Annotated in this window: 19 protein-coding genes, 1 pseudogene and 1 riboswitch; of the genes and pseudogenes, 12 read left to right on the top strand and 8 right to left on the bottom strand. The window is 37.0% G+C overall.

All coding sequences use genetic code 11. The annotated features are described in order from the left end of the window. Positions 1–109 precede the first annotated feature (109 nt). The 7 genes and pseudogenes from opp3b (at position 110) to NSQ59_RS19375 (ending at position 5700) form a co-directional block, all read left to right on the top strand. The gene (gene opp3b / locus NSQ59_RS19405; protein ID WP_126649115.1) at positions 110–1042 is read left to right on the top strand and encodes an oligopeptide ABC transporter permease; all 933 of its coding nucleotides are present in this window, start codon (positions 110–112) and stop codon (positions 1040–1042) included. A gap of 8 nt (positions 1043–1050) precedes the next feature. Then, positions 1051–2109 (top strand): oligopeptide ABC transporter permease, encoded by a 1059-nt coding sequence (gene opp3C / locus NSQ59_RS19400; RefSeq protein WP_244885893.1) that lies wholly within the window; start codon positions 1051–1053, stop codon positions 2107–2109. Between the two features lie 13 nt (positions 2110–2122). Next, on the top strand, positions 2123–3142 hold the full coding sequence (locus NSQ59_RS19395; RefSeq protein ID WP_055740903.1) for an ABC transporter ATP-binding protein: 1020 nt from the start codon (positions 2123–2125) through the stop codon (positions 3140–3142). Further along, positions 3142–4110, top strand: coding sequence for an ABC transporter ATP-binding protein (locus NSQ59_RS19390; RefSeq protein WP_055740902.1), 969 nt, complete (start codon positions 3142–3144; stop codon positions 4108–4110). The genes NSQ59_RS19395 and NSQ59_RS19390 overlap by 1 nt, the downstream gene beginning before the upstream one ends. A 161-nt stretch (positions 4111–4271) precedes the next feature. Then, the gene (locus NSQ59_RS19385; RefSeq protein ID WP_055740901.1) at positions 4272–4922 is read left to right on the top strand and encodes an SGNH/GDSL hydrolase family protein; all 651 of its coding nucleotides are present in this window, start codon (positions 4272–4274) and stop codon (positions 4920–4922) included. 173 nt (positions 4923–5095) lie between these two features. Continuing rightward, a pseudogene (locus tag NSQ59_RS27985) lies at positions 5096–5173 on the top strand (YjcZ family sporulation protein); the annotation flags it as partial. A 269-nt stretch (positions 5174–5442) separates the two neighbouring features. Then, positions 5443–5700: a hypothetical protein gene (locus tag NSQ59_RS19375; RefSeq protein ID WP_200915628.1), complete on the top strand. Its 258-nt coding sequence runs from the start codon at positions 5443–5445 to the stop codon at positions 5698–5700. 93 nt (positions 5701–5793) lie between these two features. Here NSQ59_RS19375 and NSQ59_RS19370 read toward each other — a convergent pair whose 3' ends face one another. Continuing rightward, positions 5794–6903 (bottom strand): histidine kinase N-terminal domain-containing protein, encoded by a 1110-nt coding sequence (locus NSQ59_RS19370; protein WP_055740899.1) that lies wholly within the window; start codon positions 6901–6903, stop codon positions 5794–5796. Between the two features lie 187 nt (positions 6904–7090). After that, positions 7091–7194: riboswitch (TPP riboswitch) on the top strand. 133 nt (positions 7195–7327) lie between these two features. Here NSQ59_RS19370 and thiT point away from each other — a divergent pair. The 4 genes from thiT to fumC all read left to right on the top strand — a co-directional run bounded on the left by thiT (position 7328) and on the right by fumC (position 13654). Beyond that, on the top strand, positions 7328–7906 hold the full coding sequence (gene thiT / locus NSQ59_RS19365) for an energy-coupled thiamine transporter ThiT (RefSeq protein ID WP_280513073.1): 579 nt from the start codon (positions 7328–7330) through the stop codon (positions 7904–7906). Between the two features lie 324 nt (positions 7907–8230). Further along, the gene (locus NSQ59_RS19360) at positions 8231–10297 is read left to right on the top strand and encodes a transglycosylase domain-containing protein (protein ID WP_235950514.1); all 2067 of its coding nucleotides are present in this window, start codon (positions 8231–8233) and stop codon (positions 10295–10297) included. Between the two features lie 345 nt (positions 10298–10642). After that, the gene (locus NSQ59_RS19355) at positions 10643–11914 is read left to right on the top strand and encodes an MFS transporter (protein ID WP_340832440.1); all 1272 of its coding nucleotides are present in this window, start codon (positions 10643–10645) and stop codon (positions 11912–11914) included. Positions 11915–12268: 354 nt separating this feature from the next. Next, positions 12269–13654 (top strand): class II fumarate hydratase, encoded by a 1386-nt coding sequence (gene fumC, locus NSQ59_RS19350; RefSeq protein ID WP_083489392.1) that lies wholly within the window; start codon positions 12269–12271, stop codon positions 13652–13654. A 183-nt stretch (positions 13655–13837) separates the two neighbouring features. Here fumC and NSQ59_RS19345 read toward each other — a convergent pair whose 3' ends face one another. Then, positions 13838–14044 (bottom strand): alpha/beta-type small acid-soluble spore protein, encoded by a 207-nt coding sequence (locus tag NSQ59_RS19345; RefSeq protein WP_055740894.1) that lies wholly within the window; start codon positions 14042–14044, stop codon positions 13838–13840. Between the two features lie 350 nt (positions 14045–14394). Here NSQ59_RS19345 and NSQ59_RS19340 point away from each other — a divergent pair, with 350 nt between their 5' ends. Continuing rightward, positions 14395–14649 carry a hypothetical protein gene (locus NSQ59_RS19340; protein ID WP_055740893.1) on the top strand — a complete coding sequence of 85 codons (255 nt, stop codon included), beginning with the start codon at positions 14395–14397 and terminating at the stop codon, positions 14647–14649. Positions 14650–14722: 73 nt separating this feature from the next. Here the strand turns inward: NSQ59_RS19340 and NSQ59_RS19335 are convergent, their stop codons facing one another. The 6 genes from NSQ59_RS19335 to NSQ59_RS19310 form a co-directional block, all read right to left on the bottom strand. Continuing rightward, positions 14723–15823 (bottom strand): ABC transporter ATP-binding protein, encoded by a 1101-nt coding sequence (locus NSQ59_RS19335; RefSeq protein WP_055740892.1) that lies wholly within the window; start codon positions 15821–15823, stop codon positions 14723–14725. 311 nt (positions 15824–16134) lie between these two features. Beyond that, positions 16135–17070 (bottom strand): PucR family transcriptional regulator, encoded by a 936-nt coding sequence (locus NSQ59_RS19330; RefSeq protein WP_055740891.1) that lies wholly within the window; start codon positions 17068–17070, stop codon positions 16135–16137. 410 nt (positions 17071–17480) lie between these two features. After that, positions 17481–17666, bottom strand: a complete 186-nt coding sequence (locus tag NSQ59_RS19325; protein WP_055741280.1) for a hypothetical protein — start codon at positions 17664–17666, stop codon at positions 17481–17483. A gap of 228 nt (positions 17667–17894) precedes the next feature. Beyond that, entirely contained in the window at positions 17895–18107 is a 213-nt protein-coding gene (locus tag NSQ59_RS19320; protein ID WP_055740890.1) for a YheE family protein, read from the bottom strand. A gap of 50 nt (positions 18108–18157) precedes the next feature. Then, entirely contained in the window at positions 18158–19342 is a 1185-nt protein-coding gene (locus tag NSQ59_RS19315; protein ID WP_055740889.1) for a YheC/YheD family endospore coat-associated protein, read from the bottom strand. Then, entirely contained in the window at positions 19339–20700 is a 1362-nt protein-coding gene (locus NSQ59_RS19310; RefSeq protein WP_340832439.1) for a YheC/YheD family endospore coat-associated protein, read from the bottom strand. The genes NSQ59_RS19315 and NSQ59_RS19310 overlap by 4 nt, the downstream gene beginning before the upstream one ends. Positions 20701–20702 lie beyond the last annotated feature (2 nt).

Below are 20702 nucleotides of genomic sequence, written 5' to 3'. Positions count from 1 at the left end.
GACAGGTTTATAAATTCAAGTCGGTATATTTGCACAAAATTAACATCTTTGGAGGGCAGTCTCTCATTAGAGCTGTGATAAAGCATCCTAATCGAATTGAGGTGTACTAGTGAAAACGTATATTCTAAAAAGACTTGCTTACATGCTCGTTACTATTTTTATCATTATCACATTTACCTTTTTTTTAATGCATCTTTTACCGGGAACACCGTTTAATAATGCTGAAAAGCTTTCAGACAAGCAACTAAAAATATTAAATGCCAAATATGGATTAGACCAACCTGTCGCACTTCAATATCTTCGTTATTTAGGTAACTTACTGCACGGAGATCTAGGCATGTCTTTCAAATATCCAGGCAGAACAGTAGACGATATGATTTTAAGCCGTATTGGACCTTCTGCTTTGATTGGATTACAGGCAATGATATTTGGAACGATTGTAGGATTATTACTTGGAATTATTGCCGCCCTTAGGCATAATACGATCCTAGACTACGGATCTGTTACATTAGCTGTTCTTGGAATGTCCATACCATCATTCGTATTTGCTGCATTACTTCAATACTATGTTGGCGTTAAGCTTGGCTGGCTTCCACCTGCATTATGGGAGAGCTATAAATACACATTACTCCCGTCATTTGCACTTTCAGTAGGTGTAATAGCCACTGTCTCGCGCTTTATTCGGACAGAAATGCTGGAGGTATTGGGCCATGACTATATTATTACTGCACGGGCAAAAGGTCTTTCGGAGTCGAGGGTAATTTCCAAACATGTTCTGCGTAATGCATTAATCCCCGTTGTCACGATGCTTGGTCCGATTGGGGTAGGAATAATGACTGGAACCTTGGTTATTGAGAAAATATTTGCGGTTCCGGGTTTGGGAGAACAATTTACTTTATCCATATTAGTGAATGATTATAGTGTAATTATGGGAATTACCATTTTTTACAGTGCATTATTTATTTTTGTCGTGTTTCTCGTGGATATCCTATATGGAATTCTTGATCCTCGCATTAATTTTAAGAGAGGGGCAGAAGTATGAATCTAGAAATTAATAATAATAAAACATCCCTCCCGATTGAAAATACAAAACATTTTGGCAATAACTCGATACCAACAGAAATTACGGATGATCTTTTTGTAGCTGCACCTATGGATGTAAATAAGCAGGATGAAATATTATCTCCGCCGGTAACTTTTTGGAAGGAGGCCATGGGCAGGCTTTTAAAAAATAAGGGATCTGTTATTTCTCTTATTATATTAGTCTTAATGATTATGCTGGCTCTTATTGGACCGCAAATTAGCGGTTACACGTATAAACAACAAAATATCGCCCATACAAATTTGCCTCCGAAAATATCTGGATTGGAATGGCTTGGTTTTAACGGTAAAGATGTCCATGGCATTGATCAGTATAAAAAAAGAAATATCAAATCCAACCATTGGTTTGGGACAGATGAATTTGGCAGGGATTTATGGACAAGGGTTTGGAAGGGGACGCAAATATCCTTATTTATCGCGTTAGTAGCTGCCTTACTCGACCTATTTATTGGTGTCTTATATGGAGGAATTTCCGCTTTTTATGGCGGTAAGGTAGATAATTTTATGCAAAGAATTATCGAAGTATTAGTAGGGATCCCGAATTTAATCGTGATTATTCTCTTTATCCTGATACTGGAACCTGGTATCACGTCCATTATTTTAGCAATGATTATCACAGGTTGGGTAGGAATGGCCAGGGTCGTTCGGGGACAAGTTCTACAATTAAAAGGACAGGAATTTGTACTGGCTTCCCGTACATTGGGGGCCTCTAATGGGAGATTAATAGGGAAACATCTGCTTCCAAATGTTATGGGACCTATTATTGTAACCTTGACGTTTACTATTCCTACAGCCATATTTTTTGAGGCGTTTTTAAGCTTCATTGGCCTTGGCTTGCAAGCGCCGCTGGCATCGCTTGGTGTTTTAATTGAAGATGGATATAAAGGGATGCGCTTTTTTACCTACAAGCTTATTTTTCCAGCGGTAGTGATAAGTGCTATCATGATAAGTTTTAATCTTTTAGGGGACGGACTTAGAGATGCGCTGGATCCGAAGATGAGAAAATAGAGGAGGCCATTGTATGAAGGACCATATTTTAGAAGTGGAGGATTTACATGTTTCCTTCCACACGCAAAATGGTGTGGTTAATGCTGTCAGGGGTGTGAATTTCACATTAAATAAAGGCGAAACGTTAGCAATAGTCGGAGAATCTGGATCGGGAAAATCAGTAACAGCAAAAGCTATCATGCGTTTATTACCGAAACAAAATGCAAGAATTACTTCCGGTAAAATCAATTACGAGAATCATGATTTGCTAGATATGCCAATCAGGAAGGTCCAACAAATAAGAGGTTCACAAATTTCCATGGTTTTTCAAGATCCTATGACCGCTCTTAATCCTACAATGAAAATAGGCAAGCAAATTATCGAAGGGCTGAAAAAACATCAGAATCTCACAAACCAACAAGCAAGAATAAAAGCAATTGAAATGCTCAAATTGGTTGGCATTCCAAACGCGGAAGAACGTCTGGATTCTTATCCGCACCAATATTCTGGTGGAATGAGACAACGGGTAGTGATTGCTATGGCTTTAGCTTGCAATCCGAAAATATTAATTGCAGATGAACCGACAACCGCCTTAGATGTAACAATACAAGCACAAATACTAGAATTAATGAAAGCATTGCAGAAAAAAACAGGGGCCTCCATTATTATTATTACCCATGATCTTGGTGTCGTTGCAAATATGGCAGATCGCGTAGCTGTTATGTATGCAGGAGAAATCGTTGAGATGGGGACGGTAGAAGAGATCTTTTATACTCCTCAGCACCCATATACAATGGGCTTACTGCAATCAATGCCAAAGCTTCATGAAGATCGTACGAAACCATTAATTCCGATTCCTGGATCTCCTCCAGATTTAGCAAGTCTTGGAGCGGGATGTCCATTTGCTCCAAGATGCCCTTATACAATGAAGGTATGTCATTATTTTGCACCTGGTACATCGGAGGGAACAAATGGGCACTCTGTTGCATGCTGGCTCCAGGATGAGAGGACACCTAAGGAACTACAGCCTGTAGGCATTGGAGGTACATACTAATGCAAAACTTGAAACCATTAATTGAGGTTGAAAATGTGTCTAAACATTTTTCCATTGGCAAAAACAAAACATTACACGCTGTAGACGAAATTAGTTTCACCATATATAAAGGGGAAACACTGGGATTAGTAGGAGAATCAGGATGCGGGAAGTCCACAGTTGGCAGAACGCTTATCCAGCTCTATACTCCAACTTCCGGCCGAGTTATATTTGCTGGTGAAGAATTGGGGGACAGAAAAGGAAAAGCGGACAAGAAGTTTATCCATAAAAATATGCAAATGATATATCAAGACCCGTATTCCTCGTTAAATCCTCGTATGACTGTATTAGAAATTATTTCTGAAGGGTTGCTTATCCACCATCCAAATATGAGCGGGATGGAACGAAGGACTCGGGTATTAGAGTTATTGGAACTGGTAGGTCTAAATCAGAACCACGCTAATCGATACCCACATGAATTCAGTGGTGGTCAAAGACAACGGGTAGGAATTGCAAGAGCATTAGCAGTCGATCCGCAATTTATTGTTGCAGATGAGCCTATTGCCGCATTAGATGTTTCCATCCAAGCGCAAATTGTTAATTTACTGAAAAACCTGCAAGAAGAAAAAGGATTAACGTACTTATTTATTGCTCATGATTTATCCATGGTAAAACATATTAGTGATAGAATTGCTGTAATGTATTTAGGCCATATAATGGAACTTACGGAAAGTGAGGAATTGTATGATAATCCGCTACACCCATACACCCAAGCACTTTTATCTGCAATCCCGCTTCCTGACCCTAAATTGGAAAGGCAAAGAGAACGGATTATTCTAAAAGGGGATGTACCAAATCCTGTGAATCCTCCGAGCGGATGCAGATTTCGTACTAGATGTCCTAAAGCGATGGATATTTGTTCTATAAAAACACCAAACTGGGTAGAGGCGAAACCAAACCATTTTGTGGCTTGTCATTTATATGAATAATTAGTAAAGGGAGAAACATTGGTAGTTTCTCCTTTTTTATTTTTCCCATTCAGAGTAGATTACCTTATCCGCCTATTTTTATCGAACCCAGTGACCATCCGCTGAAAAATGAATACTAATGAATAAGGATATTTATCATAGTTTTTGTTGGGGGGGTAATGATGAGGTATCTGGCAATAGGCGATGGTTTATGTTCAGGGATAGGGGCATCATTTTTGTCACCAGGATTTATTCATAGACATGCGAGAATGGCAGAAGAAGTGTTGAAGGAGAGAGTCTCTGTTACTAGTATTGCTCGCTCAACCTATCGTTCTAATGACATCTATACGCTTTTAGAGGAAAAGCGGGTAAAAGATGCAATGAAAGACAGTGGCATCATTGTACTTTCTGCAGGGCATCAAGATTATATCGATGCTATGAATAAGTATAAGGAGAACAAAAATGAGACGGAGTTCTTTCGATCATTAAAGACTTGCAAGAGTAATATTGATGATATTGTTCAAAAGATAAAGGACATGAAATCCGAGCAGAATGACAAATATATGTTGATCATTTTGGGTCTCCATAATCCGTATCCTGAGGATGAAAACGCAGAAAAATGGATTAAAAACTTTAATCGGTATATGGAATCTATGGCAAGAAAACCACCTATATATGCTTTAAATATTCATCAGTATTTTAAAGGTGAGGAAGAAAAGTGGTGCACAAGAGATTTACTCTATCCAAATAATGATGGACATCGAGAGCTTGCAAGAAAAATGCATGAAATTGGTTATGCGGCTATCCACGAAGAAGTGCCTGTCAATAAATAATATTTTTGTCTATAAAATAATCAAAAGCCCATAACAATTGGTTCAATAATGAATAATGTATTTCATTAGAAATATTATTGAACTCCTTTTTAAGGAGGTGATACTTTATGTGTGGATGCGGCGGATATGGATACGGCTATGGATATCCTGGATATGGCTACGGTGTCGGTTTTGGAGCTGGACGTGGATTCGCGTTAATCGTGGTGTTGTTTATTCTTCTTATTATCGTTGGTGCAGCTTATGTATACTAGGTAACCGGAATATCCCTTTTCCACATTTAGCAGGAAAGGGATATTCTTTTTTTAAGAAGGTTAAATGCTTAAATTGTTATTTTAATGAATTATAGTACCCGAAATGAAAAGCGGGACGACCAAGGCAGTTATTTGCTAGAACCTTGTCATAAATTACATAAGAAAATTAAGCGATGGCCCTGTACGATTGTCCATCTCAAAAAATATAAATCTCCATACACTAAAGTGTAGGAATTTAATGGAGGTGAACACAATTGAATTACTATCATATGTGTCAGCGTGGGATTGGAAGACCCGTTGAAATTCGTACAAAAGACGGAAGAATTCATCGGGGAATAATTCATCGAGTAGATAATAGGATGGTATATTTAAGACCTCTTCCAGGAGGATATGGAGGTTACGCATATCCATTTTATGGTGGATATGGTTATCCATATTGGGGCTGGGGCTGGGGTTGGGGCTTCGGTGCAGGAATAGCATTAGGTGCAATTGGAGCCTTGGCCTTTTTACCTTTCTTTTTTTGGTAATATATTGCTGGATTTATATGAACAAAGAAACTCTTCCAATTTCGGGAGAGTTCTTTACTTTAACAGTATGTATATGGATGCTTCTAAAAGTTGTTATGTATGTGGAAGTAGGATCTTAAATACAGTCCATTCATCCGTTGAATGACACGTTAATATTCCGCCATGCTTTTCTATAGTATTTTTGCATACATAAAGCCCTAACCCGGTTCCGCTTTCCTTTTGTGAAACAAATGGTTCAAAAATATGATCTATTAAGCTTTCAGGAATTTTTGGACCATTATTAGCTATTTCTAACGATACAAATGAGTCTTGTTTATCTAATTTAATCCGAATAATTGGGTGTTCTATATTTAATAAAACATCTATCGCATTAAAAATAATATTAACAAGCACCTGTTTGATCTCATCATGATAACCTAAAATGCTATAATTTTCTTTGTATTCCTTTTGTACCTCTACATTCACTTCTAATATTCGAGGATATAAAAATGATAATACTTGTTCAATTAAATCATTGAGCAAAACAGTTGTTTTTTTATTTTCGATAATTTCCTTTTTTGATAGCATCAAAAATTGTGAAATACTAAACTTTAATTGTTCAAGCTCATTGGAAATGATGTCCAAATAAGGAATCTCAGGGTAATCTGCTCTTAATAATTGAACGAAACCGTGAATAGATGTTAGCGGGTTACGGAATTCATGAACAAAACTGGAAGTCATTTGTCCCAGAAGTGTTAACCGATCTTGATGTGTCGAAGAAATATATTGATTTTTTTCTTTAATAATCATATCCTGTGTTTCAGAATACTTGGAAACAGCGTAATAAAGAAATTGATCAAAAGTGTAGTTTACCTTATCTAAGGAAGGCTGCAGTTTATTCCACTCCGTATGCAGGGAGCATAAATTCTTGAAAATGATAGTACGTCCCAAATTAACATTATAAACAAATTCACCAATATTAATATTGGCATTTTTTCTTTCTTCTGCAACTTTTTCTGATAACGGTTTTAATAGCTGATCAATTTGATTTTTTGGCATTGAGATGGCCTTCAAAACAATATCGTACATAAATTGGCCATTTAAAAGCACACCTTCTTTAAAGGGATCTTTTTCGCTTATTAATATTTTGTTATTCCATTGGGATAAGATTCGCTCACGACAATCTTCCAGAAAATCTATAACAACATCTTTTAACGGAATCATTTTGTCACCCCCTAAAAAAACGTTACTTTAGAGAACATAAGTGTTTTATTTTAAATATATCAAAATTATCAAACACTTTCCAAGTTATTTTAATGAATTTACTACTTTTCTTAAATAAATGGAGAATAAAGTAAAAATGATTGTCAAATGTATAGTTTCGTAGTATATTCAAGAAGGTAAAAATGAATATTCCCACAAGGGGAGCCGATATGGCTGAGAGTGAACGACTGAGTTCTGACCCTATGAACCTGTTAGATAATGCTAGCGCAGGGACTGTGGTTTGATGGAATGAGCAATACAAGGACTTCCTAAAAACCGTCCTGTATTGCTTTTTTATTTATAGCAATATAGAGGTTTTATTCATCCCGGTCCCTAATAGGGCAGTCAGTTCATAATGAAGTATTAGGGAATGGGGAGGATGAAAATGAGAACGAAAACGTTATTTCTTGTGGAAGTTGCTGTTTTAGGAGCACTTGCTTATTTGCTTGATCTTGTATCAAGTGTTATTTTTCAAGCGATATGGCCAGAAGGAGGTTCTGTTTCTATCGCGATGGTTCCGGTTTTTATCATGGCATATCGTTGGGGACTAAAAGGCGGACTATTAACCGGATTTATATTGGGATTATTACAATTTATCATTGGATATTCTAAAGTATATGTATTAATACAGCTTATTTTAGATTATTTTGTAGCATTTACAGTATTGGGATTTGCAGGTCTTTTTGCAAATCAAGTGCGTAGTGCTATTCAGGAATCAAAAAAAGGGAAATGGATTACGTTTTCAGTTATAGGAATATTTGTCGGTTGTATATTAAGATTTATCGTTCATTTTTATACAGGAATTGTATTCTTTGGATCTTACGCACCAAAAGGGCAGCCGGTAGCGCTTTATTCATTCTTATATAATGGTACTTATATGTTGCCAAGCTTTATCTTAAGCTCTATTTTGGTTGTATTCATTTTAATAACAGCTCCAAGACTTGTAAAGAATGTAAAAAAATAATAGAAACGAAGAAGGGGAGCTATCCCTTTCTTTTTATATAATCATAAAAAAATAATTAGTAACTAGCTCACGTCAATCAACTAACGGAACCGTTAAAGATAAGTGGGCATCATCTTCTGAACTGCCTCTGGTGCGTTATCTAAATCTTGCGACGAAGCACCTATAGCCCTATGACAATGGTTAGGGGCCACTGTTTTTAAAATTTCCATTGATTTTTTTCAAGTTCCATAATATCCTTTAGCATAGAAATAGAGACAGCTCTATTTTGTAAATATTGGAATGTGATTCCTCCATTCCAAATGAATGATGAAAGCAGGGAACTACATGAAACGGTTACAGCCAGTTTGGGTTGCTGTAAAACGGTTATGGAAGAAAGCACATATGAATCAAATAATCTTGCTGGCACTATCCCTTGTAGTGTTAGGATTTTTGGGATTTTTCACCTATTTTGCCAGTACGGTTAATGTTGGCTCATTGAAAAAAGGATTAGCACAATCCACAGCGATTTACGATAAAGATGGGGATCTTGCAAGTAAAATATCAGCCAATCGAACAGAAGGAGTCTCCATAAAACAAGTGCCGGACAATTTGAAAAATGCAGTTGTTGCAATTGAGGACCATAGATTTTATGATCACGGCGGGTTCGATATCCGCGGAATGACAAGCGCCTTTTTCAAAAACATTGCCGCAGGCGGTGTTACGGCCGGAGGAAGTACGATTACCCAACAGTTAACGAAGAATGCACTTCTTTCCCCGGAAAGAACATATAGACGTAAAATTGAAGAGCTTTTTTTAGCTGTTAAAATTGAAAAATATTATTCTAAAGATGATATTTTACAAATGTATTTAAACCAAATCTTTTTTGGACATGGTGCTTGGGGTGTTCAAAACGCATCTAAGAAATATTTCGGGAAAGATGTCCAGAATGTTGATTTAAGTGAAGCAGCAACATTGGCCGGCATCATTAATGCACCATCTGCACTCGATCCATATAAACATATGGACCGGGCAATTCAGCGCAGAAATGTTGTGTTGGGAGCCATGAAAAAATATGGTTACATTACAAATGATCAGTATAAAAAAGCAGTTAACGAAAAATTAGTTTTAAAAGACACTGGGGGAGATCCTTTAAAAGGAAAATATCCTTATTATGTGGATGCGGTATTAGATGAAGCAATTAATCGTTATGGATTGACACAAGATGAGATTTTAACCAGAGGATATCGCATTTATACAGAGATGGATCAAAACATTCAATCTGGACTTGAACGTGTATACCAAAATGATTATTTATTTCCTTCGGGACGCAGCGGAGATTTAGTACAAAGCGGAGGGATTTTGCTGGATCCAAAATCGGGTGGAGTAAGAGCACTTGTAGGCGGAAGAGGTCAAAAGGTATTTCGGGGATTTAACCGGGCTACCCAGCTGCAAAGACAACCTGGATCAACGATGAAGCCATTAGCGGTGTATACGCCGGCATTAGAAGAAGGTTATACGGCAAATTCCTCCTTGAAGGACGAACAAATGACCTTCGGAAATTACGCTCCTAAAAATTATAATGGACAGTATCTCGGGGAAGTTCCAATGTATAAAGCGGTTGAAGACTCGATTAATTTACCTGCCGTCTGGCTTTTAAATGAAATTGGGATAGATAAAGGAATGGATGCATCCAAACGATTTGGAATTCCATTAACAAATGAGGATAGAAATCTAGGATTGGCTCTCGGCGGATTGCACAAAGGTGTATCACCGATGCAAATGGCTGATGCATTTTCGGCTTTTGCCAATGACGGAAAACGCTATGATGCCCATATTATCACGAAGATTGTAGGGCCAACTGGTAATATTATTGCTGAGAGAAAACCGAAGGAAACAGATGTAACCAGTAAAAAAGTTGCAGATGAAATGACTTCTATGTTACTGAATGTTGTAGAAACGGGAACTGGGAAAGGTGTAAATGTTCCTGGCTATACCATTGCTGGAAAAACAGGCTCTACACAATCCTCATACAGTTCAAACGGAACAACAGATCAGTGGTTCGTGGGATATACCCCAAATCTTGTTGGTGCTGTCTGGATAGGATATGATAAAACCGATTCACAGCACTATTTAAATGGACTAAGCTCCCAAGGAGTTGTGCCAGTTTTCCAAGCTGTCATGCAAAACACATTGAAATACACGAAACCAGGTCAATTTGGTGTACAATCTGTCAATGCAACTCTTGCTGGGAAAAAGGATAACCAATCCTTTATTGATAAAGCAGAGGAAATTGATAAAAAATTAAAAGAAGGCGCAAAAAAACTCAAAGATAAGATAGAAGAGCACAAAAGCAAGTGGAAGGATTTAACAGATCAATTAAAGAAAAAATGGAATGAAATTAGAGGACATTAATGATTATGGAAAGGCTCCAAACTGTGTTTGGGGTCTTTTTTTATATGGAATTATAATGTCGGAAGCGGGTCACATTCACTCAGAAAGAGGGAACAAAGAAAAACGGAAGGAGCATATTAAATTGGATGGAAGGAGCGAAAAACCGGCAAAGTGACATAAAATGACGCATATACCCCGAAAGAACAATGAAAACTAGAAAAGCCCATAAATCAAACATATATAATTACGAATCTGTTAAGATTAATTTCCGCCTTCAGACCGAGATAAAACCATTCATGAGATAGTCCCGAAACAAATTCCTGCCAAATATAATTAAGGTAACTTAAAAGAATGAGGTATAGGAGAATGAAAAAATTTATTGAGTTATTTAAAAATCGCAGCTTTGCCAAATTGTTTTTTGCAAATTTCACGTCCCAAATGGGATCTGTTATTGGAATGACGGCTTTTACGTTCTACTTGCTTGACCGATTTTCTAATCAGCCTGGATATGCTTCCGCTGCAGAAATGATGTACTCATTGCCGACGCTGGCTATTTTTTTCATTGTTGGGGTTGTAGCGGATTGGATGGATCGTCAAAAGGTTGCTTACTATTGCGACACGATCAGTATTTTTCTCACCGCAGCATTATTTGTTGCCATATACATTGGATGGATGCCATTAGTTTTTGCCGTCCTCTTCCTAAGAAGTGGGGTTCGTAAATTTTTTGCCCCGGCAGAATCTGCTATAATGCAAGGGATTTTAGCAAAAGACGATTACGCAACTGCAGCTGGTTTAAACCAAATGGTATCAAGTATTTTTATGCTTTTCGGAAGCGGTCTCGGTATCATTGCGTATAAGCTTACTGGAGTATATGGCGCCGTTATTATTGATGCAATATCATTTTTCATTAGTGCGATATTAATAAAAGCGAATCGCTTTGAGGAAAAAGTCAGAATGCCGAATGGTAAGCATACATGGAAAGATCTAAATATTTCCCTTGTGTTTAAGGATTTTAAATCTGGTGCTGGGTATATTCTGAATCATAAGCTACTGCGCTCCTTGATTATCGGCTTTATTGTTTTTGGGGTTGCAAATGGAGGATTTTCCGTTATCCCAATTTTTATTCTAAAGTATAAACTAGCACCAAACACTTATGAAGAATATTCGGTGTTAATTGGAATAATATTCGGGTGCGGGGTTTTAATCGGCAGTGTGATTAGTTCTATTTTAGTTCAAAAATATAAGTTCCATCATTTAATTATTATCGGATTACTTATATCTGGAGGATTTGTTGCTCTATCTGGATTTGCAACATCTATCCCAGTATTTTTAAGTCTAACATTTATCTCAGCACTTGCATTGCCGGTCATAAATGTTTCCATTGGCGGCTGGATGCCTAGTATCGTGGACCCTAAGCTAATGGGGAGGGTGCAAGGATGGATTGATCCGTTAATGATGTCATCCCAAACGATTACGTTAGCATTTATTGGAGTAGCTTTTCAAAAGTTCCTTAGTATCGAGGCATTATTCTGCATAGTTGGATTTGCCTTAATGCTGCCTGCTGTTTATTATATGATTGTTTTACCTAGATTAGTAAAAGGAAGTACAGTTATTCAGGAAAAATCTCCTGCAATGTGAAGAAAAATAGCTTGAATGGAAAGCGGCTTCTAAATCGAAGTTGCTTTTTTAGTTTTTTTTTAGAAATTTATAATAGTTAACTTTAAAAAAAGAGTTCCGTCTACCTCAAAGTGCAAATTTCACCAACACTTATTGGCTAACGGATTTCTCCGTCTCCTTCCTATGATAAGCCAACATTAGCTCTTGAACTACCTCACTGTGTTTCCCTTTTTCTCGCTTGTGACTACGAAATCCCTACGTATTTGTTATAAGCATTCCACATGAACTTTAAAAATAAATATGAGAAAATAAACATGAAAATGGGTCAATTAGGAAACAAATGTATAGTGTATGACGCTTAAGGAGGAATGTATGATGGAATATCGTATTGAAAAAGATACCTTAGGAGAAATGAAAGTTCCAGCAGATAAATATTGGGGGGCTCAAACTCAAAGAAGTAAAGAGAATTTCCCGATTGGTTCTGAAAAAATGCCGATGGAGGTTGTCCGTGCTTTTGCTCAACTTAAAAAAGCCGCAGCCGTTGTAAATCAAAGACTCGGAAAACTATCCGAAACAAAAAGCACTGCGATTGTGAAAGCATGTGAGGAAGTTTTAGAAGGTAGATTTGATGATCATTTTCCACTCGTTGTTTGGCAAACAGGAAGCGGTACACAATCTAATATGAATGTAAATGAAGTGATAGCAAGACGGGCAAATGAAATACTGAAAGGGCAAAATAGTGAGGAAAAAATTCATCCGAATGACGATATTAATATGTCGCAAAGCTCAAATGACACATTTCCGACTGCTATGCATATTGCAGCGTTTCATGAATTACAAACAAGATTATTGCCGTCCATTGAACAATTGAAAAATACTTTAGCGCAAAAAGAACAAGCATTTATGGATATTATTAAAATTGGCCGGACCCATCTTCAGGATGCTACTCCATTAACACTTGGCCAAGAGATCAGCGGCTGGAGAGCAATGCTGGAAAAAAGTGAGCAAATGATCAAAGAAAGCGCGGGTCATATATTAAGTTTGGCAATCGGCGGTACAGCAGTTGGTACTGGGATTAATGCTGACCCGCGTTTTGGTGAAGAGGTAGCAAAACAATTAAATGAGCAAATGGGTTATGCTTTCCGTTCATCCGATAACAAATTCCATGCCTTAACCAGCCATGATGAAATAGTTCATGTACATGGTGCGTTAAAGGGACTTGCAGCAGATTTAATGAAAATTGCAAATGATGTTAGATGGTTAGCAAGTGGACCAAGAAGTGGAATTGGCGAAATTTCCATCCCTGCGAATGAACCAGGAAGTTCCATCATGCCTGGCAAAGTAAATCCGACACAAAGTGAAGCCCTTACGATGGTAGCTGTTCAAGTGTTTGGAAATGATGCAGCTATAGGTTTTGCTGCAAGCCAAGGAAACTTTGAATTAAATGTATTCAAACCAGTTATTATCTATAATTTTCTGCAGTCTTTACATCTACTAGCAGACAGTATCAAATCATTTGATGAAAGATGTGCGGTAGGAATTGAACCGAATAAAGAGGTTATTACTGAAAATGTAAATCGTTCCTTAATGCTGGTGACTGCACTTAACCCGCATATTGGTTATGAAAAAGCAGCTGAAATTGCAAAATTAGCGTTTAAAGAAGGGACCACCTTGAAGGAAGCTGCAATTAAAACAGGGTACTTAACAGAGGAACAATATAATCAATGGATTGATCCAAGTAAAATGGTAAACCTTAAATAAGGTAGAAAAGCGACACTTCTAGGCATATGGATTTCGTAGGCTTCCACTGAGATAATGGGAACACAGTTCACGAGCCGATGTTTTACCCTCAGGGAGAAGAAGGCATAAAAGTAGGTGCTGGTGCCAAAAATTAAAGGGAGACACTCACGGTGTCTCCCAAGCCATTACTATATTTATTTTTGATTATTGATGGAAGCCTCCGCCTAATTGTTGTTCAGCCATTTGAACAAGGCGTTTTGTAATTTCTCCTCCAACAGATCCATTAGCGCGAGAAGTTGTATCTGCACCAAGGTTAACACCAAATTCAGAAGCAATTTCATACTTCATTTGATCAATTGCTTGTTGTGCTCCAGGAGCTACTAATTGGTTAGAATTGTTGTTACGTGCCATAATTCTGTCATCTCCTCGTTGATTTTTTTTGGTTGGGTTAGCTGGACTTGCACCAGCACACAAATTACTTTGTGACCATCTATGGTATAACCCAATGTTGTTTGCTGCTTGTACTAGTATTATGTTTTTTTAAACATAAAATATACAACAAAATAATTAGGAAATTTATTCCGAATCCATGCCATTTGCAGAATGATTTTATAGAAGATTACACACCATAAAAGAAAAGTGGAAGCATCTCAGCTCTAGCATTCGGATGACGGAGAAAACCGCTAGCCGATAGGCGCTGGTGAAATTTGAAGTGCCAATTTCACTTGAAACTACACAGAGTCTTAAAATGGGGGGATTCCATGCAGTGGTGTGAATTATGTAATGGTGTTTCGGAACTGACGATTCCTTGTATTCAGTGCGGAAAGGAGATGGAGGATCAAGGAAGAATTTATGATTATTATGAAAACTACAGTCCGTATATGGAAATTGATTTGATAAAATTAGAGGATGGTGATCCAACAAGTTCAAAACGCCAGGAATGTGTGCATTTATTTAAATGCAGAGAATGCGGGTTTGATTTTCCAAAAACTATAGCTTATCAGCCCCCGAAATAAAAAAGCAATCGGAAAAACCGATTGCAAGAAATATATATAATAAAAGGGTGGTAGCAAATTAGGAATAATTTTATTAACCTAGATTAATTTCTGTTTCCGGATCAAAGAAATGCGCTTTGTTCATATCTAATGCCAGCTCCACTTTATCTCCAATTCGAATCTCTGTACGGGAATCAACTCTGGAGATAAACTCTTGCCCTTCGATTTGAGAATAAAGCATTGTTTCAGCACCAGTTAATTCGGAAACTTCAATTGTAGCAGTAATTTTAGATCCTGGAGATGCATTAAGGAAAATAGGCTCGTCATGGATGTCTTCAGGTCTGATTCCTAATACAATGTTTTTGCCCACAAAGCCTTTTTCACGAAGCACCTTCATTTTTCCATCTGGAACAGCAACTTTTACATTGCCCGAAATAACAAAGTTGCCATCTTCAAGTTTTCCTTTAAAGAAGTTCATTGCAGGGGATCCAATGAATCCAGCAACAAACATATTAACAGGATTATCATATACTTCTTTTGGAGTACCTACTTGTTGGATTACGCCATCTTTCATGATGACAATTCTAGTTGCCATTGTCATTGCTTCTGTTTGATCATGCGTAACGTAAATAGTAGTAGTGTTCAATCTTTGATGTAATTTTACAAGTTCAGCACGCATTTGCACCCTTAATTTTGCATCTAAGTTTGAAAGCGGCTCATCCATAAGGAATACCTTTGCATCACGTACGATTGCACGTCCTAATGCAACACGTTGACGCTGACCGCCTGATAATGCCTTAGGCTTACGAGATAAATATTCTTCAAGTCCAAGAATGCCTGCCGCTTCTTTTACTCGTTGATCAATTTCAGCTTTTGGTACTTTTCTTAGCTTAAGACCAAATGCCATATTATCGTAAACGCTCATATGTGGATATAGCGCATAGTTTTGGAATACCATCGCAATATCACGGTCTTTTGGTGCGACATCGTTTACCCGTTTCTCATCAATGTAAAAATCTCCATCAGAAATTTCCTCTAATCCCGCTATCATTCGAAGTGTAGTAGATTTTCCGCAGCCGGAAGGACCAACAAAAACAATAAATTCCTTATCTTTAATATGTAGATTGAAGTCTTTTACTGCTGTCACTTTATTGTCGTAAACTTTGTAGACATGATCTAATTTTAATTCTGCCAACTGTCATTCCCCCTCGTTCTTTATGTTAATTTTAAAATTTTTTTGCACCTAATATTGGTACAGTTTCATCTCTGTCTAGTTCCAAGTGAAATTGGCACTTCAAATTTCACCAGCGCCTATCGGCTAGCGGATTTCTCCGTCTCCTCCCTACGATAAGTCAACATCAGCTCGTGAACTAGCTCGCTGTGTTTCCTTTATCTCAGTTGAAGACTACGAAATCCGTACGCTAGAGCTGCGGCGCTTGCACTTTTCTTATTATCTTAAGGTAAGCCCTTTCATTTAAAAATGGTCAGATTGCACAAAAATTCGGACTAATTTTTCGGCATCTTTTTATTTCCATGTTCCAACCCTTCATAATCTAAGCAAGCTAAGTAGGTGGTCAATGCACCTGAAAAGCTTTTTAAGTCACTTCCAGTCTTTTCAATAAATTTATCAATCTTATATTGCAAGCTGTTTCGGTGCAGGAACAGTTGTTTAGCTGTTTGGCTAGTATTAGAGTGATTTTCTAAATAAAGTTTAATGGTATTCCATAAATCCTTGTCTTCCTCAAATGCTTCAAAAATTCGTGTAAACAAAAGCTTTCTTGAGGTAGAATCAACATTTTTAAGTGAAAATAATGGAAAAACGTTTGCAAAAGTATGAATTCTTTCCTTCGTCATTTCCTGGAGTGCGAATTGAAATAAATTTTGTTCTAATTGGTACAGTCTTTTTAACTGATAATCCAAAGGTCGAAATTGGCCAAGGAAGAAGTGGATTTTAAAGTAAAAATCACTTTCAAACACTTGAATGGCAGAATATAGATCTTGAACCGACAATGAAAGGGGGTGATTTGTTTCTACTATTATCCCTTCTGTTTGGGAGATGAAAATCGGAATAACAGGGTGTGAAAAAATATTATGGAAAGCTTCTTCAATATCCTTTAATTCAAATGCTTCTTTGTACTCGGAAATAGAATATTGAATAATGCGAAACTCGTCATTTTTTGACTCTTCCGGTATCTCGGTATCTGAACCAAGCAGGAATTCATACCATTCCTGTGCCTTTATTCCTTGATTTAAATGTAACGTACGAGAAAATATCGGAAAAAGGGAGTTCAACAATTCTAATTCTGGTTGTGATATATCAGCTTCGGGAATAGCTATGTAAACATTTTCTGTGTCAATATAAAAGCAATAATAGTGATTTAGCTCTGGAAGTGTTGGCTGCACAATGGCATTTGGATAATGCTTTTTCAATTGTTTAATCATATCAATACCTCATTTTGCATGTCTTAAGAAATATTGTATTAGAAAAAGAAGAAGCTTTCAAAAAATTTAATTTACAGAACAAATCTGCCTGCCGATAAGCGATGGGAGTAAGACGTAGACCATTTTTAAATGGATTAATTGTAAAATTTCTCAATGATAAAAAAAACAACCCTGATTTCAGGATTGTTTCAATACCTTTCTTAGAAGACAAGAAAATATAAGTTAATATACTATAAATTATTTAACAAGTTTAATCCTGTCTAGCTCCAGCGCCTATCGGCTAGCGGATTTCTCCGTCTCCTCCCTACGATAAGTCAACATCAGTTCGTGAACTACCTCACTGTGTTTCCTTTATCTCAGTCGAAGACTACGAAATCCGTACGCCGATGAGCAAGGCGCTTCCGCTTTTCTTACTTTACTTCAGTAGGAGGATCTTCCTCGAATAAATCAACTGCTTCTTCAATATTTGTGGAGTCTTGGCGCATATGGACAGAACCGCCGGACATCCCTTCGTTTATCATCCTATCAACATCTAAATATGCTTTATCTTTTCCTTCATAATGTGTGTCCGGAAGAAACTCCGGGTCCTTAAACATTGACAATGCAACCACATCTCCTTATGAAATATTGTTCCTGCTTAGTTTAAGCATCGGACGGATGGTTGCATTCATCCATTATCATGGTAAATTAAGGACGACAGTAGCTAGCGTATTTCTGCGTTTTCTCCCTGATGGTTTGGGCATCGGAAAATCCTCTTCGCGTCTTCTGTATCTCCGGCTCAGACGAAGAAATTCGCACTTTTAGGCAAGGTGCTTGCGTTTTTCTTATTTATCATATACATGAAAAAGCATAATCTCATGGATTTGTTTTTTTATCTCATCTTCATTATCTGGACTAAATCCTTCTGTTTTCCACTCAATTCTTCCATCTGGGTGGTAAATACCGGTAATCATTTGTTTTTGATAATAAAACGAGAAGGACCATCCAGGTAAGTTCTCATTCATGTATAAGGATTTATATTGGAAATGTTGGATCAAAGATACCAGTCCTCCTATTAATTCTTTTATGATAGCTATATTATAACGTATTAAAAATTGGTCAGCTCATAAAAAAGTCGAATTAACTTTGTCATCTTATTTCTTTCTATTTCCAACTCATCAAACTTCATTGGTTTCGCATTTACCTCAAATATCCAAAGCTTTCCGTTCGTATCCATTCCTATATCCATCGAAAATTCTCCGAAAAATCCAAGATCATGCGAAAGTGACTTTCCGCATTCATCGACAATTCTTTTGAAGTCATGAATTAATCTTTTATGAGTCTTAGGCTGAAAGGGAAATATTTCTCCTCCCTTTGAAACATGGGTCGTGATTCCGTCTGTTTTGGCCATCCTAACTCCGATGCCTGTTATTTTGTACTTGTTTTTTTCAAAATGGGAGAGGATACGAAAATCATATTTTTTCCCGTTCATTAAATCACTGTCAATGGCTTCTTGTGCAATATAAGGTTGTTTCAAACAATGATTTTCTAAGTAACGTATGAGAACAGGCAGTGTTGTGAGATATTCAATCTTTGCATTCGTTCGTATTTGAAATCTGTTATCCTTTTCAACCGTTAATAGTTTTATGCCGTTTCCTTGAGAGCTTTTAGTGGGTTTTAAATACAGTCTTTTGTGGGTGTGTATAAACTGCTGGAAGGCATTGCTGTCTTCTCCAACGAAAATAGTGTCTGGCAGCAATGGTTTTAACTGAGTATTTTTCGAAAAAATTTGATGCATCAAAAATTTATCAATAAATCCAGGGTTGAACAAAATAATATCATTTTTCCTGATCCATTCCACGTGCTGAATAAACGATTCCTCTATCTCTTGTTTTCTATATGAAATTCGATTATAAACTAATTGCGGGTAGGGAAAGGCTGCTTGAATCCATCTTTCTTCCTCCGTGCAATAGCAAATGCCATTGATATAATCCTTTCTGCAATCCTCAAGACTATAAAGAAAGGAAAGACCACCCATTTTCTGTAATTCTTTTTGTATACCGATGTATAATTCACTGTCACCGATCACTTCATTGCGGCGATTTCGACTTATTAATATCCCAATTAGTGGTCCAATCCTCATTTTGTTTGTTTTCATTTTAAAAGAAAAGAAAGGTGGAACCTCATCTTCTAGACATGGAAGAAATTCATCATTTTTACCCCAAAAATATGGTCCATTCTCTTTATCTATATGAACAAATATGTTCTTTTTGGGATGAAAATAAATATTCATAGAAACAATTCCTCAGGTTTTTTCATCGCCTTTTCGGTTAAAAAGACTGCAAAGGATAAAGAAAGCTTTCTCGTTAATACATCAAATTCCTTTAAATGTGGATGCTTAAAGATAGATCTTCCTGGTTTAGAATTTGCTTCGAAGAGCCATATTTCCCCGCTTGTGTCGATTCCAAAGTCATACCCAATTTCCCCAATTATACCTTCCATTTGATTTTCAATAATCACAGCAAGATCTAATGCAGCTTTCTCCAGCTTTTGCTTATAGTTTTGACATTCTTCAGCATTATCGAATACCTCTTCGATTGTTTTAATACTTCCACCGTTTTTTACATGTGTGGTAGGACTTCCGCTACCTGCAACCTTTGCGGCTATGGCGCTTAATTCCCACTCACCGTCCTTATTTTTATTGACATGGACTCGGAAATCAACCGGATGTTGATTATATCGCATAAGTGAAATTCCTTGCTGTACAACCATTCTTTCAAGATTTTTTTTGCCGAATACTTTTTTCATCAATGCCTCTAATGACTTAAATTTAATTAAATGATTCGTTTGATCATGATATCTGCAATAATATGCTTCTTCTTCGCGGCGATAAAGGATTTGATGTACTCCAAGACCTAAGCTGCCATTCATTGGTTTCATATAGACGTGACCATATTTAGAAAGCATTTGCTCAATTTGTGAGAAGGAAGAAAACGGGAATGTTTCTGGTAAATATTTTTCGGCAATATCGCTTTGTAATAATCTTTCATATACATCTAATTTATTGAAAAAACCGGGATTATACCAAGGAATTAAGTAATCTTGGCTCAGTTTTTCTTTTACCATTTTGGAGGCTTGCAGCCTTTCACTTCTTCGATTAGGTAATCGATCATAAACCACATTAGGGAAAGGTACTCTTCTTGTTTCCCAGCCATCTTTTGTGAAGAAATATCCATCAATCATTCCTTGGTCCCAGTCGATATGCTGTTCCCCAAACAAGAAAGGAACAACACCTACGGAAGATTGCACAGAAAGAAGTTTTTCAAATATAGAGGATCGATCCCCGATTGGCTTTATTTGATATGGTGTAAAGCCAGAAGAAAAAATGCCAATGAGGGGACCAAAAACGATGATATCCTCATTTTCAAATAGATAGATTGATTTTACAAATTCCGGAAGCTGGAGTTTTTGGGCTAATCCTTTACTCATGGAAATAACATTTCGTCCATTTGGCTGCTGTTCACATTTTGCTTCGATGATAGTTGAGCCAAATGCAATTCTCTGAGCTGGGTTGTTCAGGTTCATATTAATGGGAAAATAAACCTTTAAACTTGATTGGTCAAAAAATTCTATGTTGTAGCGGGCAGGCATCG

The sequence above is a fragment of the Margalitia sp. FSL K6-0131 genome (assembly GCF_038008735.1).
In the GTDB taxonomy this organism is placed as follows: Bacteria; Bacillota; Bacilli; order Bacillales; family Bacillaceae_C; genus Margalitia; species Margalitia shackletonii.
Note: the sequence above shows the minus strand (reverse complement) of the source record. Positions and strands in the feature narration are given on the sequence as shown.

Excerpts from the sequence above, each read along its gene's own strand:
- thiT (WP_280513073.1), top strand. The coding sequence starts at position 7,328 with ATGAGAACGAAAACGTTATTTCTTGTGGAAGTTGCTGTTTTAGGAGCA.
- NSQ59_RS19325 (WP_055741280.1), bottom strand. The coding sequence starts at position 17,666 with ATGTTTAAGGACCCGGAGTTTCTTCCGGACACACATTATGAAGGAAAA.
- NSQ59_RS19395 (WP_055740903.1), top strand. The coding sequence starts at position 2,123 with ATGAAGGACCATATTTTAGAAGTGGAGGATTTACATGTTTCCTTCCAC.
- NSQ59_RS19375 (WP_200915628.1), top strand. The coding sequence starts at position 5,443 with ATGTGTCAGCGTGGGATTGGAAGACCCGTTGAAATTCGTACAAAAGAC.
- NSQ59_RS19345 (WP_055740894.1), bottom strand. The coding sequence starts at position 14,044 with ATGGCACGTAACAACAATTCTAACCAATTAGTAGCTCCTGGAGCACAA.
- NSQ59_RS19385 (WP_055740901.1), top strand. The coding sequence starts at position 4,272 with ATGAGGTATCTGGCAATAGGCGATGGTTTATGTTCAGGGATAGGGGCA.
- NSQ59_RS19310 (WP_340832439.1), bottom strand. The coding sequence starts at position 20,700 with ATGCCTGCCCGCTACAACATAGAATTTTTTGACCAATCAAGTTTAAAG.
- NSQ59_RS19370 (WP_055740899.1), bottom strand. The coding sequence starts at position 6,903 with ATGATTCCGTTAAAAGATGTTGTTATAGATTTTCTGGAAGATTGTCGT.
- NSQ59_RS19360 (WP_235950514.1), top strand. The coding sequence starts at position 8,231 with ATGAAACGGTTACAGCCAGTTTGGGTTGCTGTAAAACGGTTATGGAAG.
- NSQ59_RS19330 (WP_055740891.1), bottom strand. The coding sequence starts at position 17,070 with ATGATTAAACAATTGAAAAAGCATTATCCAAATGCCATTGTGCAGCCA.
- NSQ59_RS19315 (WP_055740889.1), bottom strand. The coding sequence starts at position 19,342 with ATGAATATTTATTTTCATCCCAAAAAGAACATATTTGTTCATATAGAT.
- NSQ59_RS19340 (WP_055740893.1), top strand. The coding sequence starts at position 14,395 with ATGCAGTGGTGTGAATTATGTAATGGTGTTTCGGAACTGACGATTCCT.
- fumC (WP_083489392.1), top strand. The coding sequence starts at position 12,269 with ATGGAATATCGTATTGAAAAAGATACCTTAGGAGAAATGAAAGTTCCA.
- NSQ59_RS19390 (WP_055740902.1), top strand. The coding sequence starts at position 3,142 with ATGCAAAACTTGAAACCATTAATTGAGGTTGAAAATGTGTCTAAACAT.
- NSQ59_RS19355 (WP_340832440.1), top strand. The coding sequence starts at position 10,643 with ATGAAAAAATTTATTGAGTTATTTAAAAATCGCAGCTTTGCCAAATTG.